The following is a 15,339-nucleotide window of genomic DNA, read 5'->3' as shown; positions in this document are numbered from 1 at the left end:
ACGCCGATGCGGCTGGGCGCCGTGATCATCACCATGGGCAACCGCCCCGACGAGCTGAAGGCGCTCCTCGAATCGGTCGCCCGGCAGGAGGGCGACCCCGTCGAGGTGGTCGTCGTCGGCCAGGGCGTGCAGGTCCCCGGCCTCCCGGAGGGCGTGCGCACCGTCGAGCTGCCCGAGAACCTGGGCATCCCCGGCGGCCGCAACGCCGGCATCGAGGCCTTCGGGCCCGGCGGCACCGACGTGGACGCCCTGCTGTTCCTCGACGACGACGGCCTCCTGGAGCGCACCGACACCGCCGAGCTGTGCCGGCAGGCCTTCGCCCGGGACCCGCGGCTGGGGATCGTCAGCTTCCGCATCGCCGATCCGGAGACCGGCACCACCCAGCGCCGCCACGTGCCCCGGCTGCGCGCCTCGGACCCGATGCGCTCCTCCCGCGTGACCACCTTCCTGGGCGGCGCCAACGCCGTCCGCACGAAGGTGTTCGAGCAGGTCGGGACACTGCCCGGGGAGTTCTTCTACGCCCACGAGGAGACCGATCTGGCCTGGCGGGCGCTCGACGCCGGGTGGCTGATCGACTACCGGGCGGACATGGTGCTGCTCCACCCGGCGACGGCTCCCTCCCGGCACGCGGTCTACCACCGTATGGTGGCCCGTAACCGGGTGTGGCTCGCCCGCCGCAACCTGCCCGCCCCGCTGGTCCCGGTCTACCTGGGCGTCTGGCTCGCGCTGACGCTCGTCCGCAGGCCCTCCGTGCCGGCGCTCAAGGCCTGGTTCGGCGGGTTCAAGGAGGGCTGGACCACCCCCTGCGGCCCCCGGCGTCCGATGAGGTGGCGTACGGTCTGGCGGCTGACGCGGCTGGGCCGACCGCCTGTCATCTGACAAGCTCGCGTCTGGGACCATGGGCCCCACCACGGGTCCGGCGTTCCAGCCCCGATGCCCCTCCTGCCGCATCTTGAAGACGGAAAGTTTCAACTTGTGAGTGACACAACCCACGACGGCGCCCTCGCCACGAGCAAGCCGCCGTCCGACGACGCGGGGCTCAGCCCCGCGGAGCTCGCCAGGAAGTACGGCCTGTCCGTCAGTGGCGCGCGGCCCAGCCTGGGCGGATACGTGCGGCAGCTCTGGGGTCGGCGCCACTTCATCATGGCCTTCTCGCGGGCCAAGCTGGTGGCGCAGTACAGCCAGGCCAAGCTGGGCCAGGTGTGGCAGGTGGCGACCCCCCTGCTCAACGCCCTGGTCTACTACCTGATCTTCGGCCTCATCCTGAACGCGGGCCGCGGCATGGAGAAGGGGGTCTACATCCCCTTCCTGGTGATGGGCATCTTCGTCTTCACCTTCACCCAGAGCTCGCTGATGGCCGGCGTCCGGGCGATCCCCGGCAACCTCGGCCTGGTGCGCGCCCTGCACTTCCCGCGCGCCTCCCTGCCGATCTCCTTCTCGATGCAGCAGCTCCAGCAGCTCCTGTACTCGATGATCGTCGTGGTCGTCGTCGCCGTGGCCTTCGGGAACTACCCGCGGCTGTCGTGGCTGCTGGTCATCCCGACGCTGGTGCTGCAGTTCGTCTTCAACACCGGGCTCGCGCTGGTGTTCGCGCGCATGGGGTCCAAGACCCCCGACCTCGCGCAGCTGATGCCCTTCCTCACCCGTACGTGGATGTACGCCTCCGGCGTGATGTTCTCCATCAGCGAGATGCTGAAGGACCGGCCCGCGTGGATCGCGGACGCGCTCCAGTGGAACCCCGCCGCCATCTATATGGACCTGGTCCGCTTCGCGATGATCGACGGCTACGGCCGGGAGAACCTCCCGCCGCACGTCTGGGCCTTCGCCGTCGGCTGGGCCGTCGTGATCGGCATCGGCGGCTTCGTGTACTTCTGGAAGGCTGAGGAGCGTTACGGCCGTGGCTGACAACACCCCGGGGCGCGTCCCCACCGTCATCGCGGACGAGGTGCACATCGTGTACCGCGTCAACACGGGCAGCTCCGGCAAGGGCAGTGCCACCGCCGCGCTGAGCAAGATCCTCCGCCGGGGCAAGGGCGACGCCCCGGGCGTCCGCCGGGTCCACGCCGTCCGGGGCGTCTCCTTCACGGCGTACCGCGGCGAGGCCATCGGCCTCATCGGCTCCAACGGCTCCGGCAAGTCGACCCTGCTGCGCGCCATCGCGGGCCTGCTGCCCTGCGAGTCCGGCAAGGTCTACACCGACGGCCAGCCCTCCCTGCTGGGCGTGAACGCCGCGCTGATGAACGACCTCACCGGCGAGCGCAACGTCGTCCTCGGCGGTCTCGCGATGGGCATGACCCGCGAGCAGATCAAGGAGCGCTACCAGGACATCGTCGACTTCTCGGGGATCAACGAGAAGGGCGACTTCATCTCCCTGCCCATGCGCACCTATTCCTCCGGCATGGCCGCGCGCCTGCGGTTCTCCATCGCCGCCGCCAAGGACCACGACGTCCTGATGATCGACGAGGCGCTGGCCACCGGTGACCGCAGCTTCCAGGTGCGCTCGGAGAACCGCATCCGCGAGCTGCGGGAGAAGGCCGGCACGGTCTTCCTGGTGAGCCACAACAACAAGTCCATCCGCGACACCTGCAGCCGCGTCCTGTGGCTGGAGAAGGGCGAACTCCTGATGGACGGGCCCACCGAGGAAGTGGTCTCGGCGTACGAGAAGGCCAGCGGCCACTGACCCGCGGGTCCCCCCCGCTCCGGCCCGCAGGCCCCTGCCGCTCACCGCGGCGGGGGCCTCGCCATGGGGGCGGGCGGCGGCGGTGCGCGGGCGAACGGGCGGAGCGGGAGCTTCCGGAGCGGGCGGCCGACATTCCGGGGCGCGGAGGAGCACCCCGAAGGCTCCCGCGGCGTTGTACAGCGTAAGCTGGACCAGTTCTCAATCGCGCCAAGAGGGGACGATTCCCCGCAGCCGGCCCCGTGGGGATACCCCCGGGTAAGGTCCGGCGGCGTGTCCGAAATAGGATGACTTGGGTCGGCAGTGTAGAACGGGAGACGTGACGGCAATGGCTACGGGAATTCTCCGGCCCCCAGGCACAGCGGCCGTCCCCGCCCCGGGCGGCGGGCGGTGACCCCCGGGCACGGCATCCGTCCCGCGCCGGCCGGCGCAGGCACCCCCGACCCGCTCCCCGCGCGGGCCACCCTCGACAAGGCCGCGGCGGAGAACTTCCCCGTCGCCCCCGCCTTCCTCCCGCGCGCCTGGCGCGAGGGCCTCATGGCGGTCTACGGGTACGCCCGCCTGGTCGACGACATCGGCGACGGCGACCTCGCCCCCGGCGGCCGCGACGCCGTGCTCCTCGGCCTCGACCCGGCCGCCGCCGACGACCGGCCCGCCATGCTCGACGCCTTCGAGGCCGACCTGCTGCGCGTCTTCGGCGGCTCCGACGGCCCCCCGCGCCACCCCCTGCTGCTGGCCCTGCAACCCGTCGTGCGCGAGCGCGGCCTCACCCCCGAACCCTTCCTCGGGCTCATCGAGGCCAACCGCCAGGACCAGCGGGTCAGCCGCTACGAGACGTACGGCGAACTCCTCGCGTACTGCGAACTGTCCGCCAACCCGGTCGGACGCCTCGTGCTCTCCCTCACCGGCACCAGCACCCCCGAGCGCATCCGCCGCTCCGACGCCGTGTGCACCGCCCTGCAGATCGCCGAACACCTTCAGGACGTCACCGAGGACCTCGGCCGCGACCGGATCTACCTCCCGGCCGAGGACATGCGCCGCTTCCACGTCGCCGAGGCCGACCTCAAGGCCCCGTCCGCCGGAGCGTCCGTACGCGCCCTGATCGCCTTCGAGGCCGAACGCACGCGCGATCTCCTGAATGAAGGCACCCCGCTCGTGGGTAGCGTCCACGGCAGGCTACGGCTGTTGCTCGCGGGATTCGTGGGAGGGGGGCGCGCCGCCCTGCGAGCGATCTCCGCCGTCGGCTTCGACGTGCTGCCCGGCCCGCCCAAGCCCACCCGGAGCCTCCTGCTCCGCGAGGTGGCCGCCGTCCTGCGTACAGCGCCGAGAAAGAGGTGAGCCCGAACGTGGAGGGCCCCGCACACGCGTCAGCACCGTCCGCCCAGGTCCTCGCGGCCTACAGCTACTGCGAGGCCGTCACCGGCACCCAGGCGCGCAACTTCGCGTACGGCATCCGGCTGCTGCCCACCGACAAGCGGCACGCCATGTCCGCGCTGTACGCCTTCTCGCGGCGCGTCGACGACATCGGCGACGGCCCCCTCCAGCCCGCGGCCAAGCTGGCCCGGCTGGAGGAGACCCGCGCCCTGCTCGGCCGGATCCGCGCCGAGGAGGTCGACGAGGACGACACCGACCCGGTCGCCGTCGCCCTCGCCCACGCCGCGCGCCGCTTCCCCATCCCGCTCGGCGGCCTCGACGAACTCATCGACGGCGTCCTGATGGACGTACGCGGCGAGGAGTACGAGACCTGGGAGGACCTCCAGGCCTACTGCCGCTGCGTGGCCGGCGCCATCGGACGGCTCTCGCTCGGCGTGTTCGGCACCGTGGGCCCCGCGGACCGCGCCGACGAGTACGCCGACACCCTGGGCCTGGCCCTCCAGCTCACCAACATCCTGCGCGACGTCCGCGAGGACGCCGGCAACGGACGCACCTACCTGCCCGCCGAGGACCTCGCCAAGTTCGGCTGCTCCGAAGGCTTCGGGGCCGGCCGGATGCCGGCGGGCGCCGACTTCGCCGGGCTCGTGCACCACGAAGTGCGGCGCGCGCGGGCCCTGTTCGCCGAGGGATACCGGCTCCTGCCGATGCTCGACCGGCGCAGCGGCGCCTGCGTCGCCGCGATGGCCGGCATCTACCGCCGCCTCCTGGACCGCATCGAGCGCGAACCCGAGGCGGTGCTGCGCGGGCGCGTCTCGCTGCCGACCCACGAGAAGGCGTACGTGGCCGTGCGCGGCCTGTCCGGCCTCGACGCCCGCACCGTCTCCCGCCAGAGCACCCGGAGGCGCACCTGATGCCCCCGACCACGACCCCGGCCGTGCCGCACCCCGGCCCGGCGGGCCGCCGCACCACACGGGAGGCCTCATGAGCGCCGGCGCGACCGCCGGGAACGACCGCCGCGCCGTCGTCATCGGCGGCGGACTCGCGGGCGTCACGGCCGCGCTCGAACTCGCCGACGCCGGGCTGCGGGTCACCCTCCTCGAAGGGCGCCCGCGCCTCGGCGGGCTCGCGTTCTCCTTCAAGCGCGGCGACCTGACCGTCGACAACGGCCAGCACGTCTACCTGCGCTGCTGCACCGCCTACCGGTGGTTCCTCGACCGGGTCGACGGCGCGGCCCTCGCCCCGCTCCAGGACCGGCTCGACGTACCCGTCCTCGACGCGGCCCACCCCGGCGGCCCCCGCCTCGGCCGGCTGCGCCGCAGCGCCCTGCCCGTGCCCCTGCACCTGGCCGCCTCACTGGCCGCCTACCCGCACCTCTCCCTCCCCGAGCGGCTGGCCGTCGGACGCGCCGCCCTCGCGCTGCGCCGGCTCGACCCCGCCGACCCGGCGCTCGACGGCCTCGACTTCGCCACCTGGCTCGCCCGCCACGGGCAGTCCCGGCGCACCGTCGAGGCCCTGTGGGACCTCGTCGGCATCGCCACCCTCAACGCCACCGCCGACCGGTGCTCGCTGGGCCTGGCCGCCATGGTCTTCAAGACCGGCCTGCTCTCCGAGAACGGCGCCGCCGACATCGGCTGGGCCAGGGTCCCGCTCGGCGACCTGCACGACACCCTCGCCCGCAAGGCCCTCGACGCCGCCGGCGTACGCACCGAACTGCGCGCCCGCGTCACCGCCGTCTCCCGTACCGGCGACGGGAGCTGGCGGGTCGACACCGAGGGCGAGTCCCTGGAGGCGGGCACCGTCGTCTTCGCCGTCCCGCAGCGCGAGGCGCACGCCCTGCTGCCCCCCGGAGCGCTGGCCGACCCCGACAAGCTCCTCGACATCGGCACCGCCCCCATCCTCAACGTCCACGTCGTGTACGACCGCAAGGTGCTCAAGCAGCCCTTCTTCGCCGCGCTCGGCACTCCCGTCCAGTGGGTCTTCGACCGCACCGACGCCTCCGGACTCACCGACGGCGGCCAGTACCTGGCCCTGTCCCAGTCGGCCGCCCAGGACGACATCGACGAGCCCGTCTCCGTCCTGCGCGCCACCTACCTGCCCGAGCTGGAACGGCTGCTGCCGGCCGCCCGCGGCGCGAAGGTACGGGACTTCTTCGTCACCCGCGAGCGGACCGCCACCTTCGCCCCCAGCCCCGGCGTCGGCCGGCTGCGCCCCGGCCCCCGCACCGACACGCCGGGCCTCTACCTCGCCGGTGCGTGGACCGCCACCGGCTGGCCCGCGACCATGGAGAGCGCCGTCCGCAGCGGTCTGGGCGCGGCCCACGCCGCGCTGGCCGCTCTCGGCCGCCCCCGCGAACACCCGCTGCAGGAGGCGGTATGAGCACCACGACCACCAGCACCACCGGCACAGCACGTACAGGAACCAGAGGAGAGCCAGTGAACCCGGGGAACCCGGCTGTCGAGAACACGGATGCCGGCACGGGCGCAGCCGGAGGGGGAGTGGAGAAGGCCGACACCCTCGCCCTCCTGGAACGCGGCCGCACGCTGTCGACGCCCGTGCTCCGCGCGGCGGTGAGCCGGCTCGCGGCGCCCATGGACACCGTCGCCGCCTACCACTTCGGCTGGATCGACGCCCAGGGCAACGCGGCGGACGGCGACGGCGGCAAGGCCGTGCGCCCCGCCCTGGCGCTGCTGTCCGCCGAGGCGGCCGGCGCCGCAGCCGAGGTCGGCGTCCCCGGGGCCGTCGCCGTCGAGCTCGTCCACAACTTCTCGCTGCTGCACGACGACCTGATGGACGGCGACGAGCAGCGCCGCCACCGCGACACGGTGTGGAAGGTGCACGGCCCCGCCCTCGCCATCCTGGTCGGCGACGCCCTGTTCGCCCTCGCCAACGAGGTGCTGCTGGAACTCGGCACCGTCGAGGCCGGGCGTGCCACCCGCCGCCTGACCACCGCCAGCCGCAAGCTCATCGACGGCCAGGCCCAGGACATCTCGTACGAGCACCGCGAGCGCGTCAGCGTCGAGGAATGCCTCGAGATGGAGGGGAACAAGACCGGAGCCCTGCTCGCGTGCGCGGTGTCCATCGGCGCCGTGCTGGGCGGCGCCGACGACCGCACCGCCGACAAGCTGGAGGAGTACGGCTACCACCTCGGCCTCGCCTTCCAGGCCGTCGACGACCTCCTCGGCATCTGGGGCGACCCGGAGTCCACGGGCAAGCAGACCTGGAGCGACCTGCGCCAGCGCAAGAAGTCCCTGCCCGTCGTCGCGGCCCTCGCGGCGGGCGGACCCGCATGTGAGGAGCTCGCGACGCTGCTCGCGGCGGACGCCAAGAGCAACGACTTCGAGAACTTCTCCGAGGAGGAGTTCGCCCACCGCGCCGCGCTCATCGAGGCCGCCGGCGGCCGCCAGTGGACCGCCGACGAGGCGCGCCGCCAGCACGCCGTCGCCATCCGCGCGCTCGACGAGGTCGACATGCCGCAGCGCGTGCGCGAGCAGCTCGTCGCCCTCGCCGACTTCGTCGTCGTGCGCAAGAGGTGACCATCGCCGAAATGTGGATATGAATCGCGAGTCGCCGGCCGGAGGCGCCCCTTAGGGCCCCCGGCCGACGGCAGACCCGGGCACAGCCGAAGCACTGTACGAAGGGGAAGCCATGACAGCGACGACCGACGGCGGCGGTGCGACGACCGACGGCGCGGATCCACGACACGAGAGCGCGCCGGCCATGGGCGCCGTGGCCGCCCTCGCCGCCGCCGCGCCCGCCGGTGAATCCGGCCTGCTGCGGGACGTCCGGCAGGCCGCCGACCGGGCCATCGGCGAGCTGCTCGCCCGCCAGGACCCGGCCGGCTGGTGGAAGGGCGACCTCCAGACCAACGTCACCATGGACGCGGAGGACCTGCTGCTGCGGCAGTTCCTCGGCATCCGCGACGAAGCCGTCACCCACGCCGCCGCCCTGTTCATCCGCGGCGAGCAGAACGCCGACGGCACCTGGGCCACCTTCCACGGCGGACCGCCCGAACTCTCCGCCACCGTCGAGGCGTACGTCGCCCTGCGCCTGGCCGGCGACCCGCCCGACGCCCCGCACATGGCCCGCGCCTCGGCCTGGATCCGGGCCCACGGCGGCATCGCCGCCGCGCGGGTCTTCACCCGCATCTGGCTGGCCCTGTTCGGCTGGTGGAACTGGGAGCACCTGCCGGAGCTCCCGCCCGAGCTGGTCTTCCTGCCCTCCTGGATGCCGCTCAACATCTACGACTTCGGCTGCTGGGCCCGCCAGACGATCGTCCCGCTCACCGTCGTCTCCGCCCTGCGGCCCGTCCGCCCCGCGCCCTTCGCGCTCGACGAACTTCACACCGACGCGCGCGACCCGAACCCGGCCGCGCCCCCCGCGCCGCTGGCCAGCTGGGACGGGGCCTTCCAGCGGATGGACAAGGCCCTGCACCTCTACCGGCGCTTCGCCCCGCGCCGGCTGCGCAAGGCGGCCATGGACTCCGCCGCCCGCTGGATCATCGAACGCCAGGAGAACGACGGCTGCTGGGGCGGCATCCAGCCGCCCGCCGTGTACTCGGTCATCGCCCTGCACCTGCTCGGCTACGACCTGGAGCACCCGGTGATGCGGGCCGGGCTGGAATCCCTCGACCGCTTCACCGTCTGGCGCGAGGACGGCGCCCGGATGGTCGAGGCCTGCCAGTCCCCGGTCTGGGACACCTGCCTCGCCGCCATCGCCCTGGCCGACGCGGGCCTGCCCCCCGACCATCCGGCGCTGGTCCGGGCCGCCGACTGGATGCTCGGCGAGGAGATCCGCCGCCCCGGCGATTGGGCCGTCCGCCGGCCCGCCCTCGAACCCGGCGGCTGGGCCTTCGAGTTCCACAACGACAACTACCCCGACATCGACGACACCGCCGAGGTGGTCCTGGCCCTGCGCCGCATCCGCCACCCCGAACCGGCGAAGGTCGAGGCCGCCATCGCCCGCGGGGTGTCCTGGACCGTCGGGATGCAGTCGAAGAACGGCGCCTGGGCCGCCTTCGACGCCGACAACACCAGCCCCTTCCCCAACCGGCTGCCCTTCTGCGACTTCGGCGAGGTCATCGACCCGCCCTCGGCGGACGTCACCGCCCACGTGGTGGAGATGCTCGCCGCGGAGGGCCGGGCCGCCGACCCCCGCGCCCGGCGGGGCATCGCCTGGCTGCTGGCCGAACAGGAGCCCGACGGCTCCTGGTTCGGCCGCTGGGGCACCAACTACGTCTACGGGACGGGCTCCGTGGTCCCGGCCCTCACCGCCGCCGGGTTCGCACCCGCGCACCCCGCCCTCCGGCGGGCCGTGCGCTGGCTGGAATCCGTACAGAACGAGGACGGCGGCTGGGGCGAGGACCAGCGCTCCTACCAGGACCCCTCCTGGGCCGGGAAGGGCGCCTCGACCGCCTCGCAGACCGCGTGGGCGCTGATGGCCCTGCTGTCGGCGGGGGAGCGCGAGAGCCGGGCCGTCGAGCGGGGACTGGCGTACCTGGTGCGGACCCAGCACCCCGACGGCACGTGGGACGAGCCGTACTTCACCGGCACCGGCTTCCCCTGGGACTTCTCCATCAACTACCACCTCTACCGGCAGGTGTTCCCGCTCACTGCCCTCGGCCGGTACCTCCACGGAGAACCGTTCGGCCCCGGGCGCAGGCACCCCGCCGCGGCCGGGGGGTCCTGATGCCCGCCGCAGCGGAGCCCCCGCCGCCCCTGCTGGTCGCCTGCGCCCTGCGCATCGAGCAGGCGGCCCTGCGCAGCGCGGGCCGCGCCGGACCCGTACCCGGCGCCCTGCTGCGCACCGGCATGGGCCCCCGCGCGGCCGAGCGGGCCGTCGCCCGGGCCCTGGAGCGGCCCGGGATGCGCCGCGCGGCCGTCCTCGCCACCGGTTTCTGCGCCGGCCTGGTCCCCGGCATGCACCCCGGGGACCTGGTCGTCGCCGAGGAGACCCGCGACCCCCGCGGGGTGGTCACCTGCACCGGGACCGCCCTGCTCGCCGGCGCCCTGGCCCGTGCCGTCCCCGGCCGGACCGTGCACACCGGCGCTCTGACCGGCTCCGACCACGTCGTACGCGGCCAGGAGCGCGCGCAGCTGCGCGCGACCGGCGCCGTCGCCGTCGACATGGAGTCCGCGGCCACCCTGTGGACCGCCGCAGCACCGGGCCGTCCCGTTGCCGCCGTCCGGGTGGTCGTGGACGCTCCGGAGCACGAGCTCGTCCGCATCGGCACGGTACGGGGTGGAATATCTGCCTTCCGTGTCCTGCGCGCCCTACTGCCCGCGTTCCACGAATGGCACCGTTCGTTACTGCTCCCCAGGAGGTGAACCAGATGGCCATGCCGTTGCGACAGTCCATCAGGGTCGGGACCTATCTTCTCGAACAGAAGCTCCGCAAGCGTGAGAAGTTCCCGCTGATCGTCGAGCTGGAACCGCTCTACGCCTGCAACCTCGCCTGCGAGGGCTGCGGGAAGATCCAGCACCCGGCCGGGGTGCTCAAGCAGCGCATGCCCGTCGCCCAGGCGGTCGGCGCCGTGCTGGAGTCCGGCGCGCCGATGGTCTCCATCGCGGGTGGCGAACCCCTGATGCACCCGCAGATCCACGAGATCGTGCGCCAGCTGGTGGCGAAGCGGAAATACGTCTTCCTCTGCACCAACGCCCTGCTGCTCCGCAAGAAGATCGAGAAATTCACCCCTTCCCCCTACTTCGCCTTCGCCGTCCACATCGACGGACTGCGCGAACGCCACGACGAATCGGTGGCCAAGGAGGGCGTCTTCGATGAGGCGGTCGCGGCCATCAAGGAGGCCAAGCGCCGCGGATTCCGGGTGACCACCAACTCCACCTTCTTCAACACGGACACCCCGCAGACGATCATCGAAGTACTGAACTACCTCAATGACGACCTCCAGGTCGACGAGATGATGATCTCGCCCGCCTATGCCTACGAAAAGGCACCCGACCAGGAGCACTTCCTGGGCGTCGAGCAGACCCGGGAACTCTTCAAGAAGGCCTTCGCGGGCGGCAACCGGCGGCGCTGGCGGCTCAACCACTCGCCGCTCTTCCTGGACTTCCTCGAAGGCAAGGCCGATTTCCCCTGCACCGCCTGGGCCATTCCCAATTACTCGCTCTTCGGCTGGCAGCGCCCCTGCTACCTGATGAGCGACGGCTACGTGCCCACGTACCGGGAGCTGATCGAGGACACCGACTGGAGCAAGTACGGCCGCGGGAAGGACCCGCGCTGCGCGAACTGCATGGCGCACTGCGGCTACGAGCCCACCGCCGTCCTCGCCACCATGGGGTCGCTGAAGGAGTCGCTGCGCGCGGCCCGCGAGACCCTGGGCGGGAACCGGGACACGTCCGCATGACCCCCGCACAGGGCGGGCCGGGCGGCTTCGACCTCGCCGCGCTGCTGGCCGAGCGCGGCGGGGAGCGCTACGAGCTGCACGCCCGCCACCTCAACCACCAGCTGCCCCGCATGCTGCACACCATCGGCTTCGACAAGGTCTACGAGCGGGCCGAGGGCGCCCACTTCTGGGACGCCGAGGGCAACGACTACCTCGACATGCTCGCCGGGTTCGGGGTGATGGGCCTGGGCCGGCACCACCCCGTCGTACGCCGGGCCCTGCACGACGTCCTGGACGCCCAGCTCGCCGACCTGACCCGCTTCGACTGCCAGCCGCTGCCCGGGCTGCTGGCCGAGAAGCTGCTGTCGTACAGCCCCCACCTCGACCGGGTCTTCTTCGGCAACAGCGGCACCGAGGCCGTGGAGACCGCCCTGAAGTTCGCCCGGTACGCCACCGGGCGGCCCAGGGTCCTCTACTGCGACCACGCCTTCCACGGGCTGACCACGGGCTCGCTGTCGGTCAACGGCGAAGGCGGCTTCCGCGACGGCTTCGCCCCGCTGCTCCCCGACACGAAGATCGCGCTCGGGGACCTGGCCGCGCTCGAGCGCGAGCTCGCGCGCGGGGACGTGGCCGCCTTCGTGGTCGAACCGGTCCAGGGCAAGGGCGTGCATGCCGCCCCGCCCGGCTTCCTGCGCGCCGCGCAGGAGCTGCTGCACCGGCACAAGGCGCTCCTGATCGCCGACGAGGTGCAGACGGGCCTCGGACGTACCGGGGACTTCTACGCGTACCAGCACGAGCCGGGCGTGGAGCCGGACCTGGTGTGCGTGGCCAAGGCCCTCTCCGGCGGCTACGTGCCCGTCGGCGCGACCCTGGGCAAGGACTGGATCTTCCAGAAGGTGTACTCGTCCATGGACCGGGTGCTGGTGCACTCCGCCAGCTTCGGCTCCAACGCGCAGGCGATGGCGGCCGGGCTGGCGGTGCTCTCCGTCATGGACGACGAGCAGCTGGTCGCCAACGCCCGGGCGATGGGCGACCTGCTGCGCGGGCGGCTCGCGGCGCTCGTGGACGAGTACGAGCTGCTGCACGAGGTGCGCGGGCGCGGGCTGATGATCGGCATCGAGTTCGGCAAGCCCTCCTCGCTCGGCCTGCGCAGCCGCTGGGCGGTGCTCCAGGCGGCCCGCAAGGGGCTGTTCGCCCAGATGGTCGTGGTGCCGCTGCTGCGCAAACACCGGATCCTCACCCAGGTCTCCGGGGACCACCTGGAGGTCATCAAGCTCATCCCGCCGCTCGTCGTGGACGAGGCGGACGTGGAGCGTTTCGTCGGGGCCTTCCGGGAGGTCATGGACGAGGCGCACGGCGGGGGCGGGCTCATGTGGGACTTCGGCAGGACGCTGGTGAAGCAGGCGGTCGGCAACCGCTGAGCCGACGACCGCCGGGCCGGCTGTCCGGCGGCCGGCGGGGGCGTATCCGGTCCCCGCCGGCCCTCTTTCCGGCGGGTCAGTCCAGGAGCCGGTCCCGCAGCAGGCCGAGGGAGGCGGGGGCGAGCCCGAGCCCCTCCGCGAGGTAGCGGTCCGCCCCGCCCCACAGCTCGTCGATGGTCGCGAAGGCCGCAAGCAGGTACTCCGCGCGGGCGTCGAACAGCGGGGCCAGCAGCTCCGTCACCTCGGGGGCGCGGGCCTCGGGCGTGTCGGTGCCGCGGCGCACCCGGTAGCGGTTGTGCGGGGCGTTCGACTCCAGGTAGTCCGCCACGATGGCCTCGCGCTCCACGCCCAGCGCGAGCAGCGTCACCGCGATCGACAGCCCCGCCCGGTCCTTGCCCGCCGCGCAGTGCATCAGCGCCGGGACGCTGTCCTCGGCCAGGGCGTGCAGGACGCGGCCGTGCTCGGCGGTGCGGGTGCGGATGATCGTGCGGTACGACTCCGCCATGCGGGCGGCCCCCCTGCCCCCGCCCAGCAGGCCGCGGAGCTGTTCGAGGTCGCCTTCGCGGACCATCGTCCAGAACTCCCGGCCGTCGGCGGGGTCCGTCAGCGGGATGTTCACGTTCAGCACGCCCGGCAGTTCGACGTCCGGGCCCTCCAGAGCCTGGTCGACCGCGTTGCGGAAGTCGAAGACGGTGTGCAGGCCCAGCGACGCGAGGAACTCTGTATCGGTTTCGGTGGCATGCGCGAGATGTCCGCTTCGAAACAGTCGTCCCGGCCTGACCCTTCGTCCGTCCGCGGTCGGCAGCCCGCCCACGTCACGGAAGTTGCGCACTCCGGTCAGCTGCGCACCGGGCTCGGGGGCGGCCGGAAGGGGCTGGGGTATCTGCTGGGTCACGTGTACTCCTCCGCGTGGTCCTGGGGTGTCCGAATTGGTCCGGTTGGGAGCAACTTGCCATAGGTGGAGGCGAGATCGGGCCATGCCCCGTGAGCCAGATCATACGGTGACCGTGCGTGCCTGATCACGGGAATCGAATTCCCTCGTGGGAGCGGTTGTTGAGGGTGCGGAATGGACGCAGGGTGACCGTAATTCCATTGATCCCCCATATCTGCGATTCCGTCAGAGAATTCGTGGCTTGTTGCCCGGCGCCCGCCTCGATTACCTTCGCGATCGATCCGGGTGGACCGCCTAATCCTGCCGCCGCCCGGGGACCGCACCCGACCACCGCGCGCGGCAGGAGCGGGGGAACCAGGTAGGCCGCTGCTCCGGAGCATGTCCGGTGCAGCTCGGGGTGAAGCCGAAACCGTGCTCCGCACGTATGGCCGGACATCTCCAGTCCGAACCCGACAGCTCACCTCGCAGGCGCCGGAGAGGAATTCGCCATGCCCGCAAAGGGTAAGCACCGCCGTCCGAAGTCCAGTTCGATATCCCGCGGTTTCGCCGTGGCCGGAACCGGCGGGGCGGCCCTCGCGCTCCCGCTGATGGGTGCCGCCGGCGCCCACGCCGCCCCGGCGGCCGTGCCCGCGAAGACCGCCCCCGCGCACCACGCGCAGGCCCCCCAGGCGCTGACCGCCGCGCCCGCCGCCGCGTCCGCCGTCTACACGGTGGTGCCGGGCGACTACCTCTCGAAGATCGCCGCCGAGCGCCACCTGGACGGCGGCTGGGAGAGGCTGTACGCCGACAACCGCGAGGCCGTCGGCGAGGACCCCTCCCTCATCCACCCCGGCCTGAAGCTCACCCTCGGCGGCGTCGGCCAGGCCCAGGCTCCCGCCCCGAAGGCTCCTGCGGCCCCGGCCGAGGAATCCTCGAGCGATGCTCCGGCCGCCTCCGAGGACACGGCCGACGCGGCCCCGGCCGCGAAGGGCTCCGGCGGGGCGTCCGCCAAGGGCTCCGGCGGCAAGGCCGGCCGGACGTACGGCAGCCCGGCCGCCCAGGGCTCCGGCGCCGCGGCAAAGAGCGAGAAGGCCCCGGCGCCCGCAGCGCCCGCCACCTCCTCCGGGTTCACCGCCCCCGTCGGCGGCGGCATCTCCACGCAGTACCGGGCGAGCGGTGCCATGTGGTCCTCCGGCTACCACACCGGCGTCGACTTCATCGCGAGCACCGGCACCACGGTCAAGGCCGTCGGTGCGGGCACCGTGGTCTCCGCAGGCTGGGGCGGCGCCTACGGCAACGAGGTCGTCATCAGGCACGCCGACGGCAGGTACTCCCAGTACGGCCACCTCTCCTCGCTGTCCGTCTCGGCGGGCCAGAGCGTCACCGGCGGCCAGCGCATCGGCCTCTCCGGCGCGACCGGCAACGTGACCGGCCCGCACCTGCACTTCGAGATCCGTACGGGCCCGTCCTACGGCTCCGACATCGACCCGCTCGGCTACCTCCGCTCCAAGGGCGTGAGCATCTGACGGCACCCGCCGTCGGCACCGTGACGCGCGTGGGGCCGGGACCCGAGGGGGGTCCCGGCCCCACGCGTACTTATTCCTTATCCCCCGCGTGGTATAGATCACGGTCCGTCAACCCCTCATTACGTTGGCGT

General features: G+C 72.8%; 13 protein-coding genes and 1 riboswitch. Of the genes, 12 read left to right on the top strand and 1 reads right to left on the bottom strand.

Annotated features, from left to right (window positions below; translation table 11 throughout):
- Positions 1–6: 6 nt before the first annotated feature.
- The 11 genes from ACZ501_RS25080 to ACZ501_RS25030 all read left to right on the top strand — a co-directional run bounded on the left by ACZ501_RS25080 (position 7) and on the right by ACZ501_RS25030 (position 12,811).
- Positions 7–879 carry a glycosyltransferase family 2 protein gene (locus tag ACZ501_RS25080; protein WP_468798673.1) on the top strand — a complete coding sequence of 291 codons (873 nt, stop codon included), beginning with the start codon at positions 7–9 and terminating at the stop codon, positions 877–879.
- Between the two features lie 96 nt (positions 880–975).
- Entirely contained in the window at positions 976–1,905 is a 930-nt protein-coding gene (locus tag ACZ501_RS25075; RefSeq protein WP_361608349.1) for an ABC transporter permease, read from the top strand.
- On the top strand, positions 1,898–2,680 hold the full coding sequence (locus ACZ501_RS25070; protein WP_361608347.1) for an ABC transporter ATP-binding protein: 783 nt from the start codon (positions 1,898–1,900) through the stop codon (positions 2,678–2,680). The genes ACZ501_RS25075 and ACZ501_RS25070 overlap by 8 nt, the downstream gene beginning before the upstream one ends.
- A 405-nt stretch (positions 2,681–3,085) precedes the next feature.
- Positions 3,086–4,015: a squalene synthase HpnC gene (hpnC, locus tag ACZ501_RS25065; RefSeq protein ID WP_361608361.1), complete on the top strand. Its 930-nt coding sequence runs from the start codon at positions 3,086–3,088 to the stop codon at positions 4,013–4,015.
- Positions 4,012–4,962, top strand: a complete 951-nt coding sequence (gene hpnD, locus ACZ501_RS25060) for a presqualene diphosphate synthase HpnD (RefSeq protein WP_468798217.1) — start codon at positions 4,012–4,014, stop codon at positions 4,960–4,962. Before hpnC ends, hpnD begins: the two co-directional genes overlap by 4 nt.
- Before the next feature lie 70 nt (positions 4,963–5,032).
- Positions 5,033–6,427, top strand: a complete 1,395-nt coding sequence (gene hpnE, locus ACZ501_RS25055; RefSeq protein ID WP_468798213.1) for a hydroxysqualene dehydroxylase HpnE — start codon at positions 5,033–5,035, stop codon at positions 6,425–6,427.
- Positions 6,428–6,483: 56 nt separating this feature from the next.
- A complete protein-coding gene (locus ACZ501_RS25050) occupies positions 6,484–7,584 on the top strand; it encodes a polyprenyl synthetase family protein (RefSeq protein WP_468798210.1) in 1,101 nt (366 codons plus the stop codon).
- A gap of 112 nt (positions 7,585–7,696) precedes the next feature.
- Entirely contained in the window at positions 7,697–9,736 is a 2,040-nt protein-coding gene (shc, locus tag ACZ501_RS25045; RefSeq protein ID WP_362460363.1) for a squalene--hopene cyclase, read from the top strand.
- A complete protein-coding gene (locus ACZ501_RS25040; RefSeq protein ID WP_362460360.1) occupies positions 9,736–10,374 on the top strand; it encodes a phosphorylase family protein in 639 nt (212 codons plus the stop codon). Before shc ends, ACZ501_RS25040 begins: the two co-directional genes overlap by 1 nt.
- Positions 10,375–10,379: 5 nt before the next feature.
- Positions 10,380–11,411, top strand: a complete 1,032-nt coding sequence (gene hpnH / locus ACZ501_RS25035) for an adenosyl-hopene transferase HpnH (RefSeq protein ID WP_361609547.1) — start codon at positions 10,380–10,382, stop codon at positions 11,409–11,411.
- Positions 11,408–12,811, top strand: a complete 1,404-nt coding sequence (locus tag ACZ501_RS25030) for an aspartate aminotransferase family protein (RefSeq protein WP_362460354.1) — start codon at positions 11,408–11,410, stop codon at positions 12,809–12,811. The genes hpnH and ACZ501_RS25030 overlap by 4 nt, the downstream gene beginning before the upstream one ends.
- Before the next feature lie 76 nt (positions 12,812–12,887).
- Here ACZ501_RS25030 and ACZ501_RS25025 read toward each other — a convergent pair whose 3' ends face one another.
- Positions 12,888–13,706, bottom strand: a complete 819-nt coding sequence (locus ACZ501_RS25025) for a tyrosine-protein phosphatase (protein WP_362460351.1) — start codon at positions 13,704–13,706, stop codon at positions 12,888–12,890.
- Between the two features lie 315 nt (positions 13,707–14,021).
- Positions 14,022–14,187, top strand: a riboswitch (cyclic di-AMP (ydaO/yuaA leader).
- Positions 14,188–14,191: 4 nt separating this feature from the next.
- Between ACZ501_RS25025 and ACZ501_RS25020 the strand changes: the two genes are divergently transcribed.
- Complete coding sequence (locus ACZ501_RS25020; protein WP_468798206.1) at positions 14,192–15,208, top strand: M23 family metallopeptidase; 1,017 nt, start codon at positions 14,192–14,194, stop codon at positions 15,206–15,208.
- Positions 15,209–15,339 lie beyond the last annotated feature (131 nt).

The organism is Streptomyces sp. NPDC034085 (assembly GCF_055575555.1).
This window is presented reverse-complemented; position numbering and strand designations above follow the sequence as displayed.

Excerpts from the sequence above, each read along its gene's own strand:
- ACZ501_RS25080 (WP_468798673.1), top strand. The coding sequence starts at position 7 with ATGCGGCTGGGCGCCGTGATCATCACCATGGGCAACCGCCCCGACGAG.
- hpnE (WP_468798213.1), top strand. The coding sequence starts at position 5,033 with ATGAGCGCCGGCGCGACCGCCGGGAACGACCGCCGCGCCGTCGTCATC.
- shc (WP_362460363.1), top strand. The coding sequence starts at position 7,697 with ATGACAGCGACGACCGACGGCGGCGGTGCGACGACCGACGGCGCGGAT.
- ACZ501_RS25040 (WP_362460360.1), top strand. The coding sequence starts at position 9,736 with ATGCCCGCCGCAGCGGAGCCCCCGCCGCCCCTGCTGGTCGCCTGCGCC.
- hpnH (WP_361609547.1), top strand. The coding sequence starts at position 10,380 with ATGGCCATGCCGTTGCGACAGTCCATCAGGGTCGGGACCTATCTTCTC.
- ACZ501_RS25030 (WP_362460354.1), top strand. The coding sequence starts at position 11,408 with ATGACCCCCGCACAGGGCGGGCCGGGCGGCTTCGACCTCGCCGCGCTG.
- ACZ501_RS25020 (WP_468798206.1), top strand. The coding sequence starts at position 14,192 with ATGCCCGCAAAGGGTAAGCACCGCCGTCCGAAGTCCAGTTCGATATCC.